The sequence below is a fragment of the Leisingera aquaemixtae genome (genome assembly GCF_006740765.1).
Taxonomy (GTDB): Bacteria; Pseudomonadota; Alphaproteobacteria; order Rhodobacterales; family Rhodobacteraceae; genus Leisingera; species Leisingera aquaemixtae.
In genome coordinates this window covers 3,179,093-3,199,068 of sequence record NZ_CP041159.1, presented here as the reverse complement: position 1 = coordinate 3,199,068, position 19,976 = coordinate 3,179,093, and the positions used below count along the sequence as shown (strand labels likewise).

Annotated in this window: 22 protein-coding genes; 8 read left to right on the top strand and 14 right to left on the bottom strand. The window is 63.5% G+C overall.

The genetic code is table 11. The features are described 5' to 3' along the window. Positions 1–4 precede the first annotated feature (4 nt). From rlmN to R2C4_RS17360, 3 genes are all read right to left on the bottom strand, one after another. Entirely contained in the window at positions 5–1,192 is a 1,188-nt protein-coding gene (gene rlmN / locus R2C4_RS17370) for a dual-specificity RNA methyltransferase RlmN (RefSeq protein WP_058287521.1), read from the bottom strand. A gap of 94 nt (positions 1,193–1,286) precedes the next feature. After that, positions 1,287–1,670: a lysozyme inhibitor LprI family protein gene (locus R2C4_RS17365; RefSeq protein ID WP_244940747.1), complete on the bottom strand. Its 384-nt coding sequence runs from the start codon at positions 1,668–1,670 to the stop codon at positions 1,287–1,289. Positions 1,671–1,768: 98 nt separating this feature from the next. Then, positions 1,769–2,299, bottom strand: coding sequence for an invasion associated locus B family protein (locus tag R2C4_RS17360; protein WP_058287522.1), 531 nt, complete (start codon positions 2,297–2,299; stop codon positions 1,769–1,771). A 181-nt stretch (positions 2,300–2,480) separates the two neighbouring features. Between R2C4_RS17360 and R2C4_RS17355 the strand changes: the two genes are divergently transcribed. Further along, positions 2,481–3,479, top strand: coding sequence for an asparaginase (locus R2C4_RS17355; protein WP_058287523.1), 999 nt, complete (start codon positions 2,481–2,483; stop codon positions 3,477–3,479). Positions 3,480–3,539: 60 nt separating this feature from the next. Here the strand turns inward: R2C4_RS17355 and R2C4_RS17350 are convergent, their stop codons facing one another. From R2C4_RS17350 to serB, 4 genes are all read right to left on the bottom strand, one after another. Next, positions 3,540–3,860 carry a YciI family protein gene (locus R2C4_RS17350; protein WP_141891573.1) on the bottom strand — a complete coding sequence of 107 codons (321 nt, stop codon included), beginning with the start codon at positions 3,858–3,860 and terminating at the stop codon, positions 3,540–3,542. A 32-nt stretch (positions 3,861–3,892) separates the two neighbouring features. Then, positions 3,893–4,330 (bottom strand): SRPBCC family protein, encoded by a 438-nt coding sequence (locus R2C4_RS17345; RefSeq protein WP_141891572.1) that lies wholly within the window; start codon positions 4,328–4,330, stop codon positions 3,893–3,895. Beyond that, complete coding sequence (locus R2C4_RS17340; RefSeq protein WP_141891571.1) at positions 4,327–4,647, bottom strand: ArsR/SmtB family transcription factor; 321 nt, start codon at positions 4,645–4,647, stop codon at positions 4,327–4,329. The genes R2C4_RS17345 and R2C4_RS17340 overlap by 4 nt, the downstream gene beginning before the upstream one ends. A 264-nt stretch (positions 4,648–4,911) precedes the next feature. Further along, the gene (gene serB, locus R2C4_RS17335) at positions 4,912–5,787 is read right to left on the bottom strand and encodes a phosphoserine phosphatase SerB (protein ID WP_141891570.1); all 876 of its coding nucleotides are present in this window, start codon (positions 5,785–5,787) and stop codon (positions 4,912–4,914) included. A gap of 279 nt (positions 5,788–6,066) precedes the next feature. On the opposite strand from serB, the gene R2C4_RS17330 reads away from it, so the two are divergent. Continuing rightward, a complete protein-coding gene (locus R2C4_RS17330) occupies positions 6,067–7,221 on the top strand; it encodes a phosphoserine transaminase (protein ID WP_141891569.1) in 1,155 nt (384 codons plus the stop codon). 146 nt (positions 7,222–7,367) lie between these two features. Then, positions 7,368–8,963 carry a phosphoglycerate dehydrogenase gene (gene serA / locus R2C4_RS17325; protein ID WP_141891568.1) on the top strand — a complete coding sequence of 532 codons (1,596 nt, stop codon included), beginning with the start codon at positions 7,368–7,370 and terminating at the stop codon, positions 8,961–8,963. A 51-nt stretch (positions 8,964–9,014) separates the two neighbouring features. Here serA and R2C4_RS17320 read toward each other — a convergent pair whose 3' ends face one another. Then, positions 9,015–9,413, bottom strand: coding sequence for a hypothetical protein (locus R2C4_RS17320; protein ID WP_141891567.1), 399 nt, complete (start codon positions 9,411–9,413; stop codon positions 9,015–9,017). A 154-nt stretch (positions 9,414–9,567) separates the two neighbouring features. Between R2C4_RS17320 and R2C4_RS17315 the strand changes: the two genes are divergently transcribed. Beyond that, positions 9,568–10,296 carry a metallophosphoesterase family protein gene (locus R2C4_RS17315; protein ID WP_141891566.1) on the top strand — a complete coding sequence of 243 codons (729 nt, stop codon included), beginning with the start codon at positions 9,568–9,570 and terminating at the stop codon, positions 10,294–10,296. Between the two features lie 78 nt (positions 10,297–10,374). On the opposite strand, the gene tdh is transcribed toward R2C4_RS17315, so the two are convergent. Both tdh and R2C4_RS17305 read right to left on the bottom strand, forming a co-directional pair. Then, positions 10,375–11,403: an L-threonine 3-dehydrogenase gene (gene tdh, locus R2C4_RS17310; RefSeq protein ID WP_141892123.1), complete on the bottom strand. Its 1,029-nt coding sequence runs from the start codon at positions 11,401–11,403 to the stop codon at positions 10,375–10,377. Positions 11,404–11,417: 14 nt separating this feature from the next. Next, positions 11,418–12,605, bottom strand: a complete 1,188-nt coding sequence (locus tag R2C4_RS17305) for a glycine C-acetyltransferase (protein ID WP_141891565.1) — start codon at positions 12,603–12,605, stop codon at positions 11,418–11,420. Positions 12,606–12,768: 163 nt separating this feature from the next. Here R2C4_RS17305 and R2C4_RS17300 point away from each other — a divergent pair, with 163 nt between their 5' ends. Continuing rightward, entirely contained in the window at positions 12,769–13,170 is a 402-nt protein-coding gene (locus R2C4_RS17300; protein WP_141891564.1) for a VOC family protein, read from the top strand. A 64-nt stretch (positions 13,171–13,234) separates the two neighbouring features. Here the strand turns inward: R2C4_RS17300 and R2C4_RS17295 are convergent, their stop codons facing one another. Together R2C4_RS17295 and R2C4_RS17290 are read right to left on the bottom strand one after the other, a co-directional pair. Continuing rightward, positions 13,235–13,441: a cold-shock protein gene (locus tag R2C4_RS17295; protein ID WP_008554505.1), complete on the bottom strand. Its 207-nt coding sequence runs from the start codon at positions 13,439–13,441 to the stop codon at positions 13,235–13,237. A 274-nt stretch (positions 13,442–13,715) separates the two neighbouring features. Next, positions 13,716–14,282 (bottom strand): helix-turn-helix domain-containing protein, encoded by a 567-nt coding sequence (locus R2C4_RS17290; RefSeq protein WP_058287535.1) that lies wholly within the window; start codon positions 14,280–14,282, stop codon positions 13,716–13,718. Positions 14,283–14,485: 203 nt separating this feature from the next. On the opposite strand from R2C4_RS17290, the gene R2C4_RS17285 reads away from it, so the two are divergent. Together R2C4_RS17285 and R2C4_RS17280 are read left to right on the top strand one after the other, a co-directional pair. Then, entirely contained in the window at positions 14,486–15,661 is a 1,176-nt protein-coding gene (locus R2C4_RS17285; protein ID WP_141891563.1) for an acetyl-CoA C-acyltransferase family protein, read from the top strand. A 254-nt stretch (positions 15,662–15,915) separates the two neighbouring features. After that, a complete protein-coding gene (locus R2C4_RS17280; RefSeq protein WP_058287537.1) occupies positions 15,916–16,302 on the top strand; it encodes a response regulator in 387 nt (128 codons plus the stop codon). Between the two features lie 76 nt (positions 16,303–16,378). Here R2C4_RS17280 and R2C4_RS17275 read toward each other — a convergent pair whose 3' ends face one another. Continuing rightward, positions 16,379–17,518 (bottom strand): sensor histidine kinase, encoded by a 1,140-nt coding sequence (locus tag R2C4_RS17275; RefSeq protein WP_141891562.1) that lies wholly within the window; start codon positions 17,516–17,518, stop codon positions 16,379–16,381. Between the two features lie 164 nt (positions 17,519–17,682). After that, positions 17,683–18,729 (bottom strand): PAS domain-containing protein, encoded by a 1,047-nt coding sequence (locus tag R2C4_RS17270; protein ID WP_244940746.1) that lies wholly within the window; start codon positions 18,727–18,729, stop codon positions 17,683–17,685. 80 nt (positions 18,730–18,809) lie between these two features. On the opposite strand from R2C4_RS17270, the gene R2C4_RS17265 reads away from it, so the two are divergent. Next, a protein-coding gene (locus R2C4_RS17265; RefSeq protein ID WP_141889521.1) for an IS3 family transposase occupies positions 18,810–19,969 on the top strand; the annotation gives its coding sequence in 2 pieces (ribosomal slippage) (positions 18,810–19,068 and positions 19,068–19,969; 1,161 coding nt in all). The last annotated feature ends 7 nt before the right edge of the window (positions 19,970–19,976 follow it).

Here is a 19,976-nt window from a genome sequence, read left to right as displayed (position 1 = left end):
GGGATCACTTCATCCCGGCTTCGGCCTCGATCTGCTTGCGGCTCTTGCGGGCGCGTTCGGTCGCAGACTTCAGCTGTCCGCAGGCCGCCATGATATCATCGCCGCGGGTCTTGCGGATCGGTGAGGCATACCCCGCCTGATAGATGATATTGGCAAACGCCCGGATCCGGTTGTTGGAGGACCGCTTGTACGGGCTGCCGGGCCATTCGTTGAATGGGATCAGGTTGATCTTGGCCGGGATATTGTAACGCTTGATGTGATCGATCAGGCGGTGCGCGTCCTCATCGGTGTCGTTCACGCCGTCCAGCATCACGTATTCAAAGGTGATCCGCTCTGAATTCGACGCCTTGGGGTAATCCGCCAGCGCCTGCAGCAGCTCGTCGATGTTCCAGCGCTTATTGATCGGCACCAGCACGTCGCGGGTCTCGTTGGTGGTGGCGTGGAAGGAAATCGCCAGCAGGCAGCCGATTTCCTGCGCGGTGCGGGCAATCTCCGGCACCACGCCGGAGGTCGACAGCGTGATCCGGCGGCGGCTGAGGGAGATCCCCTCCGGGTCCATCGCGATCTTCATCGCATCGCGGACGTTGTCGAAGTTGTAAAGCGGCTCGCCCATGCCCATCAGCACGATGTTGGAGAGCAGCCGGGTCTCTTCCTTCGGCGCGCCCGGCACCGGCCATTCCTCCAGATCGTCGCGCGCCATCATCACCTGGCCGACGATCTCGGCCGGGGTCAGGTTGCGCACCAGCTTCTGGGTGCCGGTGTGGCAGAAGGAGCAGGTCAGGGTGCAGCCCACTTGCGAGGAGATGCACAGGGTGCCGCGGTCGTCCTCGGGGATATAGACCACTTCGACCTCATGGCCGCCTGCAATCCGCACCAGGTACTTGCGGGTGCCGTCGGTCGACACCTGCTTGCTCACCACTTCGGGAACGCGGATTTCAAACGTCTCCGCAAGCTGCGCGCGGTAGGCTTTGGCCAGGTTGGTCATCTCGGCAAAGTCGCGCTTGCCCCACTGGTAGATCCACTGCCAGATCTGGCCAACCCGCATTTTCGCCTGTTTCTCAGGCGTGCCGTGCTCAATCAGCACCTCGCGCATCCGGTCGCGGGTCAATCCGACAAGATTGATCTTGCCGCCTTCGGGGTCCTTGCGGGGCAGGGTCAATACGTCTTGGGTGATCGGCGCGCTGGCGGTCATGGCTTTCGGACTCGATGCTGATGGGCGGATGCGGCTCTATATAGGATTTCGAACGGAGATCAAAAGGAATCCTGCCAAATTGCTTGCATAGCGGTTACCCGGCATACCGCATCAGCTCATCAATCCGGGCACGGCCCAGCTGTGTCCAGCAGGAACGGATCGCAATGCCCGTCCCCGAGCCGCCGCCGTATGTCGCCCCCACAAAGGCGCAATGCTCGGCCCGGTAGGCTTCCCACGCCTTCTGCCCGGCCTCAAGCGCGGGGGCTGCGGCGCTCCGGCCGGTAACTTCGTCCAGTTCTTCTGCCGCATCCAGAGCAAAGCTCAACGCCTTAGCGAGTGCGGCTTCCACACGCTCCTCGTCCTCGGCAACGCATTCGCCAATATCCACCTGGGAGCCGGCATCGCCGCATTCCAGCGCGGGATCGGCGAAAACGGGTTGTGTCAGCATGATCAGAACACCAATGACGCTACGCAGCATGGCAAGCACCTCCTGCCGCATGGTACGCGGCCCGCGGCCTTCAAACAAGAAAACCCCGGCGCGGGCCGGGGTTTCCTGAAAATCCTTCCGTTCAGCGCTTATTTACTGCAGCGCTTCTCGGCGTCTTCCACCGCGGCGGTAAAGCCGAGCAGCGAGAAAGTGTCCTGGGTCTGGGTGCCGCGGGCGGACCGCGCGGTCAGCACCGCATCAGAGCCGCGCTTCATCGCGGTGATGATCTTGGCGTCATCCGCAGGGGTGGCCGGCCAGGCCCATTCGCCCTCGGTGAACAGTTCGAACTCGGAGTCGCCGATCGCCATATTGACGGTGGAGCCCGGCGCAAACGGATAGCCGCCGGTAAAGCTCACCTCGCCCTTGGGGGTGGCGTCCTCGCGGTAGGTGACAAACAGCTGGATCTCGCTGCGGCGCACCGCCACCACGCGGCCGTCGCGGGTGTTCACGGTTTCCTTCGGAGCCGACACGCCCCAGCATTCATTCGGGTCGTTGCCCTCGAAGACGCTCCAATCGACCTTGGCCGCAACCCGGTTGTTCGACGTTTCCTGCGCAGATGCGGTGGTTGCCAATGCTGCCAGACACAGGCCCGCAGCCACGCGGGCGAGTTTCAATGCCATTTGTCCCGACTCCAAGACTGTTCTCTTACCTCAAAAACCAAGCAAAGGGCCCGCAGCGTTTCGTCCGCTGTCTGGTCCCGATCCCCTCGCTTGCGCTACACAACCACACTAACGTAACAAGCACCACGGGCGAAAGTGCGTTTTGGCAGGATTTCGCCAACTAAACATAAGGGGAGAGTTCATGCCGAAACCTGTGCCCATGGCCGAAGTCTGGCGCGGCCCGCTGCTGGAAAGCCTGCACCTGGGCCATGCCGTCATTTGCGATGCGTCCGGGCAGGTGGTGCGCAGCTGGGGCGACCCCGACGCGGTGATCTATCCGCGCAGCTCTGCCAAAATGATCCAAGCGCTGCCGCTGATCACCTCCGGCGCCGCCGCGCGCTATGGCCTCACGTCCGAGCAGCTGGCACTGGCCTGCGCCTCGCACAACGGTGCGCACATCCACACGGACCGGGTCAATGCCTGGCTCGGCCAACTGGGGCTGAAGGACGAAGATTTCCGCTGCGGCCCGCAGTTGCCGGATGACATCCCGGCCCGCAATGAGCTGATCAAGACTGACAGCAGCCCCTGCCAGGTGCACAACAACTGCTCCGGCAAGCACGCAGGCTTCCTGACCTTGACCCAATACCTGGGCGCGGGCGCGGAATACATCGAGGTGGACCACCCGGTGCAGCAGGCCTGCCTGGCCGCGTTTGAGGAAACCACCGGCCAGGACAGCCCAGGCTACGGTATTGACGGCTGCTCGGCGCCGAACTTCGCCACCACCGTCACCGGGCTGGCGCGCTCGATGGCCTGGTTTGCCAGTGCGGCTGACCGCTCCGACCGCGCCTCGGAGGCGGCGCAGCAGCTGGTTGCCGCGATGACCGCGCATCCCGAGCTGGTGGCCGGCGAAACCCGCTGCTGCACCAACCTGATGCGGGCGATGGGCGGCAAGGTGGCGATCAAGACCGGTGCCGAGGCGGTGTTCATCGCCATCCTGCCGGAACAGAAGCTGGGTGTTGCGCTGAAGATCGCCGACGGCACCACCCGTGCCAGCGAATGCGCGATTGCGGCGCTGCTGGTCAGCCTCGGCGTGCTGGACGCAGATCACCCGGAGACCCGCAAGTACATGAACAAGACGCTCTACAGCCGCCGCGGGCTGGAATGCGGCGCAATCCGCCCCGCAGCGGAGCTGCTGTTCTAAGAAAGCAGCGGCGCCGCTGTTCTGAAATCAAATGCCCCGGCCGTGAACCGGGGCATTTTCTTACATCTCCATCTCGATGATTTCGGCGACTTCGACCGAGCCGCTGCCATCCGCCACCATCGGGCAGCCCTTGGCCATCTCGCAGGCCGCGTCCTGGTCGGCCGCCTGCACAACCGAATAACCCGAGACCGGATTGGCGCCGCCATTGTCCGCCACGCCGCCGCCGCTGACGGTCTTGGACATTCCCACCGGCGCGCCCGGCACCTTCAGTGCGTCCCCCATCGAGCCCATCCAGCTCTTCCAGGCTTCCATCACCTTGGCGCCTTCCTCCTCGCTCTCCGGGGTCTTGCCGCCGTGGTAGACAAAAATGAACTCTGGCATCGGTCTTCTCCCTTGGTTGCGTGAATTGTGCGTCAGGCGTCTGCGGTGAGCTGAGCCTCCAGCTTGCGCAGGGTCGAGGTCCAGCCCTCGTCATGGCGCGCGGCAATCCCGTCATCGCCCAGATCGCGGTGATCAATCAGCAGCATGGCACCGTCTCCGGCGGCGGCGACAGTAAAGGTCACATGGCTCTCGGCGCCGCGGCTGCCGTCCTCATCGTGCCAGGCCCAGGTAAAGCCGACGGATTTCGGCACATCCACATGGGTTACCTGGCCGGAAACATGGAACCGCTGCCCGTCGCTGTTCTGCATGATGGAATGCCAGGGTCCGGTGCGGCTGAGGTCCAGATCGTGCTCCGGAATGCTGACGCCTTCCGGTCCCCACCATCTCAGCAGCTTGTCCGGCGTGGTCACCCAATCGAACAGTGCCTCCGGGCTGACCGGGAAGATCCGTTGCAACTGCAGGCCGCTCATGCGCCGTCCTCCCTCAGGGCCGCCTCCAGCCGGTCCAGGCTGCCGTCCCAGAACCCTTTGCGGGATTGGGTCCATTCGGCAATCATCCTGAGGCCCTCGGGCCGGGCGGAGTAGAGCCGCCTTGCGCCATCGGCGCGCTGGGTCACCAGCCCGGCCTCGCGCAGCACCTTCAGATGGCGCGAGATGGCCGGCCCCGAAATGGCCGCCCCCGGTGCCAGATCGCCCGCCGGCAGTTCGCCTTGGGTGATCAGCTGGTCGACAATCGACATGCGGGTCTCGTCCGACAGGGCCGCAAATGATTTCAGAAGCGGGGTCATGGGTTCATTATTAACATATTTGTTAAATAATGGAAGTGTGAAAACCACGCTTTTGCAGGCCGACAAGGTCCGCGGCCCTTGCGGCCCCGCCGAAGGGGGGGGCTCCCGCCCGCCGTCAGCCTGTTCTGCGAACAGGCCTCCTCCCGTTGGGCCCGGCGCTGCGCATTTGCGCAGCGCCGGGCCCAAGGCCGCCAAGGTGCGGCTGCGCCAGCAGCCGCACCTGCGGGCGCGGGAGTTCCCCGGATTGCGGCCCCGGGAGCGGGCTCAGCTTTTGAAATCGGCCTCAGAGTAGCCCTGGATATAGAGCAGCGCCGTCAGGTCGCCGTGGTTGATGCGGATTTCGCATTCCGCCGCCACCGATGGCTTGGCGTGCAGCGCGACGCCTGCGCCTGCGCGTTTCAGCATGCCCAGGTCGTTGGCGCCGTCGCCCACCGCGATCACATCCGCCTCGCCGATTCCCAGCCGGGCGGTGATCTGCTCCAGCGCCTCCACCTTGGCCTCGCGGCCCAGGATCGGCCGCGCCGCTTCGCCGGTCAGCCTGCCGCCTTCCGCCAGCAGCGTGTTGGCCCGGTTCTCGTCAAAGCCCAGCTCCGACGCCACCCTGGAGGTGAAAGCCGTGAACCCGCCCGACACCAGCGCCGCATAGGCGCCATTTGCCTTCATCACCGACAGCAGCTGCCTGCCGCCCGGCATCAGGGTGATGCGCTCGTCCAGAACCTTGCCGATCACCGTCTCCGGCAGCCCCTGCAGCAGCCCGACCCGCTCGATCAGCGCGCCCTCGAAATCCAGCTCGCCGTTCATTGCCCGCGCGGTGATGTCCTTGACCCGCGCGCCAACACCCGCTTCCTCGGCCAGTTCGTCGATGCATTCCTGCTGGATCATGGTCGAATCCATGTCGGCCAGCAGCATCTTCTTCTTCCGACCGTCGGCGGGCTGGATCACCAGATCCACCCCCATCTGCTGCAAATCCTCCCAGACCTGCCAGCGGTTGCCCGGCATCTGCTCCAGCGCAAACTCGGCCGCGACGCCTGGCGCCAGCCAGATGGCCTCGCCGCCGCCCCAGGCATTACGCAGCGATTCGGGCAGGGCGGGCTCCAGCACCGGGCTGGCGGGATTGCAGATCAGGCTGGCAACAAACATCGGCAGGCTCCGTTTCCTCAGGATTCTCCTTGTCATAGCGGGCCGCCGGGGCCTCGGCCAGACGGCAAAAAGCCGTTCATGACCGGCGGCATCATAAGGAGCGGTCCTGTTCGCCATTTCAGGGCGGCTGTTTCCGATGGTGGAAAATCATGTCGCAAAAAACATTCCAACAGCCGCATTCTTCTGATTTTTCTGTTGCATGCCGCGCTGCAGCAGCCTAGCTCTGTACCCGGGACACCCCTCCCCAACGAGGGGCGCTTATCTGGAAGGGTAGCATATATGGCTATTGCACAACCGGCATCGCGGCCGGCCAATCCGCGTTTTTCTTCGGGCCCCTGTGCCAAACCTCCCGTCTTTGACCTGTCGAAACTTGCCGGCGCGCCGCTGGGCCGCTCGCACCGCGCTGCGGTCGGCAAGGAGAAGCTGAAGGCGGCGATCGAGGGCACCCGCGAGATCCTGAACATTCCCGCAGACTACAAAATCGGCATTGTGCCGGCGTCGGACACCGGCGCGGTTGAAATGGCGATGTGGAACCTGCTGGGCGCCCGCGGCACCGAGATGCTGGCCTGGGAAAGCTTCGGCTCCGGCTGGGTCACCGACGTTGTGAAACAGCTCAAGCTGGACGCCACCGTCAAGACCGCCGATTACGGCCAGATCGTGGACCTGGGCACCGTCGATTTCACCAATGACGTTGTTTTCACCTGGAACGGCACCACCTCCGGCGTGCGCGTCCCCAACGGTGACTGGATCCCGGCGGACCGCGAAGGGCTGACGATCTGCGACGCGACCTCCGCGGCCTTTGCGCAGCATCTGCCCTGGGACAAGCTGGATGTGACCACTTTCTCCTGGCAGAAGGTGTTGGGCGGCGAAGCGGCGCACGGGATGATCATCCTCAGCCCCCGCGCGGTTGAACGGCTGGAAAGCTACACCCCCGCCTGGCCGCTGCCGAAAATCTTCCGCCTGACCAAGGGCGGCAAGCTGATCGACGGCATCTTCCAGGGCGCGACCATCAACACCCCCTCGATGCTGGCGGTGGAGGACTACCTGCTGGCGCTGGACTGGGCCCGCTCGGTGGGCGGCATGGAAGGCCTGCGTGAACGCGCCTACGCCAACCTGGCCGCGGTGCAAAGCTTTGTGCAGGACAACTCCTGGATCGCCTTCCTGGCGGAACAGCCGGAATACCGCTCCAACACCAGCGTTTGCCTCAAGTTCACGGACGAACGCATCCAGGACGGCGCCGCTTTTGCCAAGGCCGTGGCCAAGCGTCTGGAAGCGGAAGGCGTGGCCTTTGACATCGGCGCCTACCGCGACGCGCCTCCGGGCCTGCGCATCTGGTGCGGCGGCACGGTGGAAGCCACCGACGTGGCCGCGCTGATGCCCTGGATCAAATGGGCCTTCGAGGCCGAGATCGCGGCCCAGACCGAGGCCGCCTGAGCAACACCTGTGCCCGGCGGCACCGCCGAGCAGCGCCCGACCCTCCCCACGGGAGGGCGCTTCACGCCCACTCAGGGCCGGGCGCAGTCCTCGCACAAAACTTCGCACAATCGGCCGCAACGGCCCCCGCAACAAGGACCGCAAACATGGCTCCCAAAGTTCTCATCTCCGACAAGCTGTCTGAGGCCGCCGTCCAGATCTTCCGCGACCGCGGCATCGACGTCGACTTCCTGCCCGACGTGGGCAAGGACAAGGAAAAACTGGCGGAAATCATCGGCCAGTACGACGGCCTCGCCATCCGCTCCGCCACCAAGGTGACGGAAAAGATTCTGGAGAACGCCGATAACCTCAAGGTGATCGGCCGCGCCGGCATCGGCACCGACAACATCGACAAGGAAGCCGCCTCCAAGCGCGGCGTCATTGTGATGAACACCCCCTTCGGCAACATGATCACCACCGCCGAACATGCCATCGCCATGATGTTCGCCGCCGCCCGCCAGCTGCCCGAGGCCTCTGCCTCCACCCACGCGGGCAAGTGGGAAAAGTCCAAGTTCATGGGGGTCGAGCTGACCGCCAAGACCCTGGGCGTGATCGGCGCCGGCAACATCGGCGGCATCGTCTGCGACCGCGCCCGCGGCCTCAAGATGAAAGTGGTCGCCTATGACCCCTATCTGAGCCAGGAGAAGGCCGACAAGATGGGCGTCGAAAAGGTGGAGCTGGAAGAACTGCTCGCCCGCGCCGACTTCATCACCCTGCATGTGCCGCTGACCGAGCAGACCCGCAACATCCTGTCCAAGGAAAACCTGGAGAAGACCAAGAAGGGTGTGCGCATCATCAACTGCGCCCGCGGCGGCCTGGTGGATGAGGCCGCGCTGGCGGAGCTGCTGACCTCCGGCCATGTGGCAGGCGCTGCCTTCGACGTGTTCTCTGAGGAGCCGGCCAAGGAAAACGCCCTGTTTGGCCTGCCCAACGTGGTCTGCACCCCGCACCTGGGCGCCGCCACCACCGAAGCGCAGGAAAACGTCGCCTTGCAAGTGGCAGAGCAGATGTCCAACTACCTGCTGACCGGTGCGGTTGAAAACGCGCTCAACATGCCGTCGGTGACGGCTGAGGAAGCCAAGGTCATGGGCCCCTGGATCAAGCTTGCCGACCACCTCGGCAGCTTCGTCGGCCAGATGACCGATGAGCCGATCAAGGCGATCAACATCCTCTATGATGGCGCGGCGGCCGGCATGAACCTGGACGCGCTGAACTGCGCGGTGATCGCTGGCATCATGAAGCGGTCCAACCCCGAGGTGAACCTGGTTTCCGCCCCGGTTGTCGCCAAGGAGCGCGGCATCCAGATCTCCACCACCAACCAGGACAAATCCGGTGCCTTCGATGGCTATATCAAGGTGACTGCCGTCACCTCCAAGCGCGAGCGCTCGGTGGCGGGCACCGTGTTCTCCGACGGCAAGCCGCGGTTCATCCAGATCAAGGGCATCAACATCGAGGCGGATGTGGGCGCGCATATGCTCTACACCACCAACGAGGACGTGCCGGGCATCATCGGCACCCTGGGCCACACCCTGGGCGACAACGGCGTCAACATCGCCAACTTCACCCTGGGCCGCTCCGAGGCCGGCGGCGAGGCCATCGCGCTGCTTTACGTGGATGAGCCCGTCCCGGCTGAGATCCGCGCCAAGCTTGCGGAAACCGGCCTGTTCAACCAGATCAAGCCGCTGGAGTTCGACGTCGTTTAAACGGACCTGCGCAAGACTGCCAAAGCCCCCGCCACCGCCGCGGGGGCTTTTTCAATGCCCCTTCTGGCGCGCAAACACCGCCTTTTTCGGCCGGTGCCGCAGCACAACCGCGGCAAAGATCAGCATCGACAGCAGCGCCGCTACTGATCCCGCCTGCGCCAGCCCCTCGCCGCGCTCCTGGATGGCCAGCGGAATGCCCGGCACCAGCAGCGCCAGCGCCAGCAGCGCCGCGCCCAGATGCAGCCGCGGCAGCACGCCCCCGGCCGCGGCCGGCAGCAGTTGATAATAAAACGCATAGATCGAACAGCTGACCCAGCCCAGCAGGTTCAGATGCCCATGGGCCGGCGACAGCAGATGGTCCTGGCTCGCCGACATCTGTATGCCCCAGACCATGCCGCCAAGCGCCGACACAACCGCGGCCAGCATAAACCACCGCGCAATTCCCTCCATCTCCAATCCTCCCTGTTCAGATTGATGGCAAGCCGCCGTTGCCAGTAACGTGGCGCGCTCTGTCCGGATTGCCAGCCGCGCTCCCGCATTCCCGGGGTTGAGCCGGGCGGCGCAATGCGCCATCACTCCGGCAGATCCGCAGAAAGGAGCCGCCATGACCGCCCCCCTCTACGCCATAGGAGACATCCACGGCCAACTGGAGATGCTGGATGCCGCTCTGCAGCGGATCAAAGCCGACGGCGGCGAGGATGCCCGCATCGTCTTCCTTGGCGACTATACCGACCGCGGTCCCGATAGCCGCGGAGTAATCGAGAGGCTGATGGCCGGCCAGGAGCAGGGCCGGGACTGGATCTGCCTAAAAGGCAACCACGACCGGATGTTCGAATGGTTCCTGGAGGAGACGCCCCGCCACGATCCGCATCTCCTGATCGGCTACCATTGGCTGCATGAGCGGATCGGCGGAGTTGAGACCTTGGCCAGCTACGGGCTGACATTCGAAGACCGCACCCGGCTCGACGATCTGCACGCCAGAGCCAAGGAAGTGATACCGGCGCCGCACGCCGAATTCCTGCGCAGCCTTCCTGCCCTGCACGAGACGCCGGAGCTAGCCTTTGTGCACGCCGGGATACGTCCCGGAGTGCCGCTTGCCCAGCAGCATGAGGACGAACTGGTCTGGATCCGGCAGCCTTTCCACGACCACACCGGCCCCCATCCGAAGCTGATCGTGCATGGCCATACGCCGGTGGACCGACCCAGCCACTACGGCAATCGCGTCAACCTCGACAGCGGCGCCGGCTACGGCCGCCCGCTCAGCGCCGCGGTGTTCGAAGGCCGCGACTGCTGGCTGCTGACGGAAGCGGGCAGAGTGCCGTTGAAACCCTGATCCGCTTTCATCTTTCCAGAAGTACTCTGGGGGTGAGCGCCGCAAGGCGCGAGGGGGCAAAGCCCCCTCAGCCCGTTATCACGTCCAATCCAGCACCACCTTGCCGCTGGAGCCGGATTTCATCGCCGCAAAGCCTTCGGCGAAATCATCCACCCCGAACCGGTGGGTGATCACCCGGCTTACATCCAGCCCGTTCTGCAGCATGGCAATCATCTTGTACCAGGTCTCGAACATCTCGCGACCGTAGACCCCTTTGAGGGTGATCGCCTTGAACACGATCCGCGACCAGTCGACCGGCGACTTGCCCGGCGGAATACCCAGGAGCGCAATCTTGCCGCCCATCACCAGCGCCTCCACCATCTGATCAAGTGCGGCCTGCGAACCGGACATCTCCAGCCCTACGTCAAAGCCCTGCTTCATGCCCAGCTCCCGGATCACATCCTGCAGCTCTTCCTTGGACACATCCACCGTGCGCACCGCCGGCACCACATGCGCAGCCAGCTTCAAACGGTCCGGGTTAATGTCGGTGATCACCACATGCCGCGCCCCGGCATGTTTCGCCACCGCCGCGGCCATGATGCCAATGGGGCCTGCTCCGGTGATCAGAACATCCTCGCCCAAGAGATCAAAGCTCAGCGCCGTGTGCACCGCATTGCCCAGCGGGTCCAGGATCGCGCCGATCTCGTCCGGAATGTCATCCGGCAGCGGCACCACGTTAAAGGCCGGCAGCTTCAGATACTGCGCAAAGGCGCCCTGCTCATTCACCCCGATGCCGCGGGTGCCGGGGTCCAAGTGAAACTTGCCGGCGCGGCTCTGGCGCGAGTCCGTCTTGATCAGATGCCCCTCGCCGGAGCAGCGCTGCCCCACCGTCAGATCGGTGACATTGCGCCCGATCTCGACGATCTCGCCCGCAAACTCATGCCCGGTGATCATCGGCACCGGCACGGTGTGCGCGGCCCAGTCGTCCCAGTTCCAGATGTGAATGTCAGTGCCGCAGATGCCGGTCTTCTTCACCTTGATCAGCACCTCGTCCGGGCCAATCTCCGGCACCGGCGCCTGTACCATCCACAGGCCTTCCTCCGGGCGGCTCTTTTCCAGCGCCTTCATCGTGTTCGGACGGCTCATGACACAATCCCCAGTTCCTGACCCACCTTGCCGAACGCCGCCAGCGCCCGGTCCAGCTCCTCCCGCGTCAGCGCCGCGTTCATCTGGGTGCGGATACGGGCCTGCCCGCGCGGCACCACCGGGAAGAAGAAACCGGAAACATAGACGCCTTCGTCAAACAGCCTTGCCGCCATATCCTGCGCCAGCTGCGCCTCGCCCAGCATCACCGGGATAATCGGATGCTCGCCCGGCAGCAGGTCAAAGCCCAGCTTTTCCAGCCCCGCCCGCCAATAGCGCGCATTCTCGAACAGCTGCGCCCGCAGGCCGTCCCCTTCCTCCACCAGCCGGATCGCCTCCAGCCCGGCAGCAACAATCGATGGCGGCAGCGAATTGGAGAACAGATAGGGCCGCGCCCGCTGCCGCAGCAGGTCGATCACTGGCTGCGGCCCGGCGATATAACCGCCGATGGCCCCCCCAAGTGCTTTGCCCAAGGTTCCCGTCAGGATGTCCACGTCCACTCCGAAATGCTCCGGCGTGCCGGCGCCGGTCTTGCCCATGAAGCCGGTGGCGTGGCAGTCGTCCACCATCACGATGGCGTCGTATTTGTCCGCCAGCGCCCGGATCTCCGGCAGCTTGGCCAAGTAGCCGTCCATCGAGAACACGCCGTCGGTGGCGATCATGATATGCCGCGCGCCGTCCTCGCGGGCCTGCTTCAGCCAGGCCTCCAGGTCGTTCATATCGCTGTTCAGGTAACGGTAGCGCTTGGCCTTGCACAGCCGGATGCCGTCGATGATCGACGCATGATTCAGCGAGTCCGAGATGATCGCATCCTCCGGCCCCAACAATGGCTCGAACAGTCCGCCATTGGCGTCGAAACAGGCTGCAAACAGGATCGCGTCATCCTTGCCGAGGAACTTCGCCAGCCGCTGCTCCAGTTCCCGGTGGATGTCCTGGGTGCCGCAGATGAACCGGACAGAGGCCATGCCGAACCCTTTCGGCTCCATCGCGTCCTTGGCGGCTTTGATCAGGGCGGGGTGGTCGGCCAAGCCCAGATAGTTGTTGGCGCACAGGTTGATCACCTGACGCCCGCCAACCGTGATCTCGCCCCCCTGCGGGGAGGTGATCATTCGCTCGCGCTTGTACAGCCCCTCGGCCTCGATCTGGGCCAGCGTGTCGGAGATGTCGGTCAGAAAAGCAGTGGACATGCGCAAACTCCCTTGGTGTCTCGAGTCGCACGTCTAGCATAGCGGATGTGTTTCCGGAATACAGGATTTCAGGATTGCGGAAAAAAATCCGTGAAACTGGAAGGCGTGAGTGAAATTCCGCCATTCCGGACTATCTGAACCCAGGGAAACGGAGGGTTGCAGTATGGCACGGGTCACAGGCATCGGCGGAGTATTCATCAAAGCACGCGGCGACGCCAAGGCGCTGGCGGCATGGTACAAGGATCACCTGGGGCTGGTGCTGGAAGATTTCGGCGGGGCGGTTCTGAACTGGCAGGACGACAGGGCAGAGGACGGCGGCCTGACAGTCTGGGCCACTGCCGACCCGGACGGCACGTGGTTTGCCCCCAGCACCGCGACGTTCATGATCAATTACCGCGTCGACGACATGGACGGCATGATTGCGCAGCTGGCAGCGGCGGGCATTCCCGTCCTGCAAGGGCCGCAAACCCATGAGAACGGCCGCTTCGCCTGGATACTGGACCCCGAAGGCAACAAGGTGGAGCTTTGGGAACCCAAACTCTGGGATGAGAAGAACAAGGGCTGACAGCCCAAAAGAAAACGCGGCCCGCTTTCAGGGACCGCGTTTCAAATCTGCAAGTCTGCTTGGCTTATGCCAGCTGCAGGTTCACCGCCGACTCGCGGCCGTCACGGCCTGCTTCGATGTCGAAGGTGACTTTCTGGTTGTCCGCCAGGCCGGTCAGGCCGGAACGCTCAACAGCGGAAATGTGCACGAACACATCTTTGCTGCCGCCGTCGGGTGCGATGAAGCCGAAGCCTTTGGTGGTGTTGAACCATTTTACGGTGCCAGTGGCCATATCCGTAGTCTCCTGATGATTGCTGCCCGCGGAAGTGCGGCAGCCTGGCGTAGTCGGTCTGGATCGAGAGACTGAAAACGCCGCAGAGCGGGAGACAGTGGATCGACAAGAATAACGTAAGCGGACCACATATGGGCCGTTGTCCCGAGTCGTTCAAGGGCTTTGTTCGCATAAAATCCGATAAGGGGCTTTCCTGCCGATGCAGGCTGTCAAACCGCTTCCACGTTTTCCCGCAACGACTCTCGCAGGTTTCGCCTGAACGCAGTCACCAGCGTCAGGCATTCTTTACAATCAGAAACACCCGCGCGGGCCCCTCGGGAGCGGTGATGGAATGCGCGACATCAGCGGCATAGCGGGCGGTATCGCCGGCCCGCAGCTGGTCCTTGGCATTGCCGGAACTCACCGCGATCTCCCCTTCCAGCACCGTCAGCTGCTCCACCGCGCCGCGGGTGTGCGGCTGGCTGACCAGCGCACCGCCCTGGTCGAACCGGATGTCATAAACCTCATGCCCGCCGGCCTCTTCCGGCGGCGAAAGGATGCGGATGCGGCAGCCCTGGCCCATGTTCTCGATCTTGGGCACATCCGCGGCGCGCAGCACTTCAATCCGGTCCTGCATGTCAGCCGCTTCCAGCAGCCCGGCAAAGTCCACCTGCAGTGCGCGGGTCAGGTTCCACAGCGTCGCAATGGTGGGGGAGCTTTCGCCGCGCTCGATCTGGCTCACCATCGAGCGGCTGACGCCGGAGAGATTCGCCACGGCCTCTAGGCTCAGGCCTTGGGCGCGGCGGGCCTCCTTCAGGCGGGCGGGCAGCAGGGTCAGGATATCGTCTGTGTTTTCCGTCATGACGGATTCTCTGCGCTGATGCGGCTGATTTGTCAAATGTTCCCGCAGACGGCGATGCCGCGCTGCGGCGGTGCACAGGTGGTGTACAGCCGGTGCATGGGGGGTGACAGCCTGGTGACACCGCGTGTTGATGACGGCACGTATCAGCAGACAGATCAATGCTGCGGGTGCATGATGGGGGAAATCTGACGAGGAGAGAGACTATGAATGACATCGTGATCCTGGACGGCGCCCGCACCGCCATCGGCACTTTTGGCGGCGCGCTGGCGGGCACTGCGCCGATCGACCTGGCCACCACGGTCTCCAAGGCCGCGCTGGAACGCTCCGGCGTCGAAGGCGGCCAGATCGGCCATGTGGTGTTTGGCCATATCATCAACACAGAGCCGCGCGACATGTACCTGAGCCGGGTTGCCGCAATGCAGGCCGGAGTTCCGGATGCGGTTCCGGCGATGAACGTCAACCGCCTCTGCGGCTCCGGCGTGCAAGCAATTATCTCAGCTTATCAATCTCTTGCCATGGGCGACGCCGAGTTCGCGCTGGCCGGCGGCGCCGAAAACATGTCGCGCAGCCCCTACATCATCCAGCAAAGCCGCTGGGGCGCGAAGATGGGCGACGTGAAGTCGCTCGACATGATGCTGGGCGCGCTGAACTGTCCCTTCGGCACCGGCCATATGGGGGTGACGGCAGAGAATGTGGCGGATGAGCATGAAATCACCCGCGAACAGATGGATGAGTTCGCACTCACCAGCCAGACCCGCACGGCGGCAGCGATCGAGGCCGGGCACTTCAAATCGCAGATCACCCCCGTGGAGGTGAAGGTGAAACGCGACCTGGTGCCGTTTGAGGTGGACGAACACCCCAAGGCCACGACGCTGGAAGCGCTGGCCGGGCTGAGGGCGGTGTTCCAGAAGGACGGCCGCGTAACCGCGGGAAATGCCAGCGGAATCAACGACGGCGCGGCGGCCATGGTGCTGGCCACGGCTGCGGCGGCAGAGAAGGCGGGGCTGAAGCCCAAGGCGCGGATTCTGGGGTACGCCCATGCCGGCGTGCGCCCCGAGGTGATGGGGATCGGTCCGGTGCCCGCGGTACGCAACCTATTGGAAAAAACCGGCCTGTCGGCTGGCGACTTCGACGTGATCGAGTCCAACGAAGCCTTTGCCGCGCAGGCGCTGGCTGTGAACAAAGAACTGGGGCTGGACCCGGCCAAGGTGAACCCGAATGGCGGCGCCATTGCACTGGGGCATCCAGTGGGGGCCACAGGTGCCATTATCACCCTGAAAACGCTTTATGAACTGGAGCGGACCGGCGGTTCCAAGGGGCTGATCACGATGTGCATCGGCGGTGGTCAAGGTATCGCGCTGGCGATCGAGCGGCTTTGACGGCACGCGCGGCAAGGGGCGGTTTCAAAGCTGCGCCTTGCCGGGCTGTACGGCTTTTACGAAGAAATTATGTGATTGAGATATACAGGTCATGCAATTTTAAGTAGAAACAAGTATCCCTTATGAACGCATGACGGTTCACGGTGGTTTCGAGACTACGCTTCGCGATTCACCTGTCAGGGGCAAAAGAACAGCCGTGAATGCGCTAAGATCGCGTGATCCCGGCACCAGCCACGCCGGTACAGGGTATCTAAGTGACAGCCAAAGTTTTGCTTCTGGAGGATGACGCCGGCGTCCGCTTCACCTTCAACATGGCGCTGCAGGAAGCGGGATATGATGTTACCGCCGTCACCAGCTGCAGCGACGCCATCTCTGCGTTGACCGAATTGCCCCTGGACGTGCTGGTGCTGGACCTGAAGATCGGGGAGGAGATGTCGCTGCCGGTGGCAGATTATGCCGCCCTGCTGCGCCCGGATATTCCAGTGGTCTGCATCACCGGCAGCCGCCTGTTTTCAGGCGGCGAATTGTTCAACCTCAGCCGCAATATCCGCTGGGTGCTGCGAAAACCAGTCAATCTGTCCGATCTCCTCAGCATGGTCGACCATGTGACCGGGCGGGTTCCCGCCATGGCGGCAAGCTGACAGGGGCGGCGAGGCGGGTCTTTGGGGCCCTTCCGGATGGTCCGGTTTGCTTGGTCTGGCGGTCGCGCTGAAGGCCTTAGCCGCAGGAAATCTTGAAAATTGCACCCTTGCCGGGTTCGGCATCGGCAGTGAGCTTCCAGGAGTGGCGGCGGCAAATTTCGGCGCAAGTCGACAGCCCGATGCCGCTGCCTTCGATTTCGCGGTGCGCCCGGTGGAATGGCTGGAGAATCCGGTGCTTCTCCCGCGGATCAAACCCCATGCCGTTGTCGGCAACAGACAGCACCCATTGCTCCCGCCCGATGCCTTCCATGCTGATGGTGATTTCCAGCGGGCGGGCCGGATCCCGGTACTTGATCGCGTTGGACAGGAAGTTGGTCAGCACCAGATGCAGCAAGGTCGGGTCCGCCTGCAGCGTGATGCCCGTGCCGTAGACGCGGGTCTTGGCGCCGCACTCCTGCAGCGCCTGGTGCAGGCTATCGCAGGCTTCTGAAACCGCATCTGCCATGACAACTTCCTGAAAGCTGGTGCCGGAGGCGGTTGATACCGAATGCTCCAGAAGCTCCGTCGTCAGCTGGTCCATCTGCCGCGCGGCCCGGGCCATGTGCTGGAGGAATTCCCTGGCGGTCTGCGGCAGTGCGGCGCTGTAATGCTCGGAGAAGAATTGCAGGGAACCGGTCATGGTGTTGATCGGCGTGCGCAGATCATGCGCGGCGGCATGGGCAAAGGCCTCCATCGACAGAAGGGTTTCCTGCAGCTTTGCGTTGGCATCCTTGGCGGTGGACAATTCACCGCGCAGCTTGCCGCGCATCTCGTTCATCTGCCGCAGCCTGTCCGCCGTCAGCCGCAGCTGGTCCTGGGTCAGCAGCATCAGCCGTTCGCCCTTGGTGGCCGACCGCAGCAGCGAGATCCGGAATTCAGTGTCCGGCAGCGGTGCGGTCAGATTGCCCGCGGCCATCGGAAAGGACACGGAGCCGGCAGCGGCGCCCTTGCGCAAGCTGGAGATCACATCGTCCCGGTCGCACAGCGTCAATTTGCTGAAGCATGTGCCTGCCAAGTCGCCGCTCCCAGACTGGGAAAAGGGACAGAAGCTGCGCTCTGCCCGCCGGTTGCAGACAAGGATGCGGCCATCCCAATCCAGAATGAACGACCCGTACGGGAACGCAAGAAAGGCCTTGCCGAGCACATCGGCGTTCACATCCGCGTCTTCAGGCAGCATCAGCGGCACCTCTGCAGCAGTTGCGCGTGCCGCCTGCAGGACAGCTGGCGGGAGGATGGCAAACGGCACCCCCTCGGGCAGCAAAACCCGGTAGCGTGCAGTGTGGCCGGAATGCCGGACGGTCTGTGATCTCTCGGTCCTCCATGGTTTCTGACAGCCTGCGCCTAAGCGTCCGGTGCCTGTTCGGTGCCAGTGACGGTCAGCTGCAAGCCGCCGTACACTTGGGAGATCCGGCCATCCTTTTCCCGTTTGGCTTGGGCAAACAGAAGCGCCCGCAGATAGGTCCCGTCCAAAGCGCGCAGCCGCAACGAGTGATGCAGAGGCCGGCCCTCGACCTGCACATCCCGCAATCCGTCTCTGGCAGCGTCCCGGTCGTCCGGGTGGATCTGCTCCAGCAAAAGCTCCGCTGAAGGCCGGGTTGTTTCCGGATCATAGCCGAGCAGGTAGAACATTGCCGGGTTCCAAGAGGGCACGTTGTTTACAGCGTCAATGGAAAACACGCCGATGGAAAGGCGGTCTTGTATCGCTGTACCGCAGTCAATCAGCAAGTCCCGGTCGTCCACTTCGTCCTTGTCCCAGCAAACGCCGATAAACTGGACGATTTCGCCATGAGAATCCTGAAACACGGTCATGCTGCCCTTCAGCCAGCTGGCATCGCCCGAGTCGTTAAAGAACCGCGCTTCGAATTCGAAGGAGCCGCCGTCCTTCTGCAGCTTGGCGAGCGAGGACCTTAGGAGCGGCTGGTCTTCGGGGTGCGCGCGGGCAAGGATATCTTCGAAAGACCGGGCGCTGGAGCTATGCCCGACCCCGAAAATCTCCCTGGCCTCCGGCGACAGATAAGTCTCTCCGGAATCCAGATTATGGGTCCAAAAGCCCACCCTGGCGACTTTGCTGACCAGCCGTAGAACGTTGTAGAAGGGTTCGATGTCAAAGCGGGTGACGGTGATCGAAATGCCGATCTGCTTGTGATGCACGTCCAGCACCGGTGACATAACCAGCGTGTAGTAGCGGCCGCCCGACAGCACCGGTATGCGCCGGGTCTGCTGCAGCCGCAGAACCGCATTGGCGATCGGCGCCAGAGCCGGGAACCCGCGCGGCAGGTTGCATTGGCTGAGGTGCAAGCCGGTGGGCGGCAGATCACTGATTCCCAGCAAGTCCTGAGCCATGCGCGAGGCGCGGCGGATGATCAGCGCCTGGTCTGCCAGCGCCACCGCATAGGGAGAGTGACCTGCCCCCCGCGAAATCCCTCACCATGATGTAGAGTCTGCCCAACCTATGTAGGAGCAGACGAATGCGTAAGAGCCGTTACACCGAGGCGCAAATCATCGGGATGATCAAAGAGCAGGAAGCCGGGATGCCGACGGCGGAGGTGTGCCGCCGGCATGGGCTGAGCCCGGCGACCTTTTACAAGCTGAAGTCCAAGTATGGCGGCATGGAGGTATCGGAGGCGGCGCGGCTGAAAGCGCTGGAAGATGAGAATGCCAAGCTGAAGCGGCTGCTGGCAGACACGATGCTCGACAACGTGGTTTTGAAAGACCTGCTGGGAAAAAGCTGACGACACCGAAAGAGCGGCGAGAGGCAGCGCTCAATGCAATGCGGGATCATGACATCTCGCAGCGCAGGGCCTGCCGGCTTGTCGGTGTCGACCCCAAGACGGTCCGGCGCGAACGCCCGCCGGACCATCCTGAGATCCGCCAGGAGATGAAGGAGATCGCTGGCAAACGCCGCCGGTTCGGCTACCGGCGGATCGGCGTGCTGCTTGAGCGAAAAGGCATGATCATGAACCACAAAAAGCTTTACCGCCTCTACCGGGAGGAGGGTCTTGCAGTGAAACGGCGGCGGGGCCGCAAACGCGCCCGGGGCTCGAGAACGCCGATGCCCGAAGCCACACAGCCCAACCAGCGCTGGTCCCTGGATTTCCTGGCAGACAGCTTCGGCGCGGCGCGGAAGTTTCGCATCCTGGCCGTGAATGACGACTGCTGCCGGGAAAACCTGTGCCTGGCGGCAGACACCAGCATTTCAGGAGAGCGCGTTGCCCGGGAGCTGGACGCGCTCGTCCGGATCTACGGAAAACCCGCTTGCATTGTCAGCGACAACGGGACGGAATTCACCAGCCAGGCAATCCTGAAATGGGCCGACAGGAACGGGGTGGATTGGCATTACATCGACCCCGGAAAACCGCAGCAGAATGCCTTTATCGAGTCATTCAACGGCAGCCTGCGGGACGAGCTTCTCAATGAAGAGCTGTTCGATACCCTGGACGATGCCCGCCGCAAGCTGGCGCTGTGGCGCTACGATTACAACAACGTCAGGCCGCATTCTTCGCTGGGGAACAGAACGCCAATGCAAGCGCGGCAGGCGCTTGAGCTATTTGAGGGCTCCGCGCCTGCCGCGCTTGCCAAGCCCGAGACCGACGATTACCAAAACCAAACCCGCAGACTCTCCTCATGAACGAGGG

Bases quoted from the DNA above. Each gene is read 5' to 3' on its own strand.
- R2C4_RS17275 (WP_141891562.1), bottom strand. From the start codon at position 17,518: ATGCTGCCTGAAGACGCGGATGTGAACGCCGATGTGCTCGGCAAGGCC.
- R2C4_RS17340 (WP_141891571.1), bottom strand. From the start codon at position 4,647: ATGACCCCGCTTCTGAAATCATTTGCGGCCCTGTCGGACGAGACCCGC.
- tdh (WP_141892123.1), bottom strand. From the start codon at position 11,403: ATGAAGGCGCTGGAAAAGAGCCGCCCGGAGGAAGGCCTGTGGATGGTA.
- R2C4_RS17365 (WP_244940747.1), bottom strand. From the start codon at position 1,670: ATGCTGCGTAGCGTCATTGGTGTTCTGATCATGCTGACACAACCCGTT.
- R2C4_RS17295 (WP_008554505.1), bottom strand. From the start codon at position 13,441: ATGGCCACTGGCACCGTAAAATGGTTCAACACCACCAAAGGCTTCGGC.
- R2C4_RS17360 (WP_058287522.1), bottom strand. From the start codon at position 2,299: ATGGCATTGAAACTCGCCCGCGTGGCTGCGGGCCTGTGTCTGGCAGCA.
- serB (WP_141891570.1), bottom strand. From the start codon at position 5,787: ATGTTTGTTGCCAGCCTGATCTGCAATCCCGCCAGCCCGGTGCTGGAG.
- R2C4_RS17305 (WP_141891565.1), bottom strand. From the start codon at position 12,605: ATGTCCACTGCTTTTCTGACCGACATCTCCGACACGCTGGCCCAGATC.
- R2C4_RS17290 (WP_058287535.1), bottom strand. From the start codon at position 14,282: ATGACGGAAAACACAGACGATATCCTGACCCTGCTGCCCGCCCGCCTG.
- R2C4_RS17320 (WP_141891567.1), bottom strand. From the start codon at position 9,413: ATGGAGGGAATTGCGCGGTGGTTTATGCTGGCCGCGGTTGTGTCGGCG.
- R2C4_RS17300 (WP_141891564.1), top strand. From the start codon at position 12,769: ATGGCACGGGTCACAGGCATCGGCGGAGTATTCATCAAAGCACGCGGC.
- R2C4_RS17350 (WP_141891573.1), bottom strand. From the start codon at position 3,860: ATGCCAGAGTTCATTTTTGTCTACCACGGCGGCAAGACCCCGGAGAGC.
- R2C4_RS17330 (WP_141891569.1), top strand. From the start codon at position 6,067: ATGGCTATTGCACAACCGGCATCGCGGCCGGCCAATCCGCGTTTTTCT.
- R2C4_RS17315 (WP_141891566.1), top strand. From the start codon at position 9,568: ATGACCGCCCCCCTCTACGCCATAGGAGACATCCACGGCCAACTGGAG.
- rlmN (WP_058287521.1), bottom strand. From the start codon at position 1,192: ATGACCGCCAGCGCGCCGATCACCCAAGACGTATTGACCCTGCCCCGC.
- R2C4_RS17345 (WP_141891572.1), bottom strand. From the start codon at position 4,330: ATGAGCGGCCTGCAGTTGCAACGGATCTTCCCGGTCAGCCCGGAGGCA.
- R2C4_RS17355 (WP_058287523.1), top strand. From the start codon at position 2,481: ATGCCGAAACCTGTGCCCATGGCCGAAGTCTGGCGCGGCCCGCTGCTG.
- serA (WP_141891568.1), top strand. From the start codon at position 7,368: ATGGCTCCCAAAGTTCTCATCTCCGACAAGCTGTCTGAGGCCGCCGTC.
- R2C4_RS17285 (WP_141891563.1), top strand. From the start codon at position 14,486: ATGAATGACATCGTGATCCTGGACGGCGCCCGCACCGCCATCGGCACT.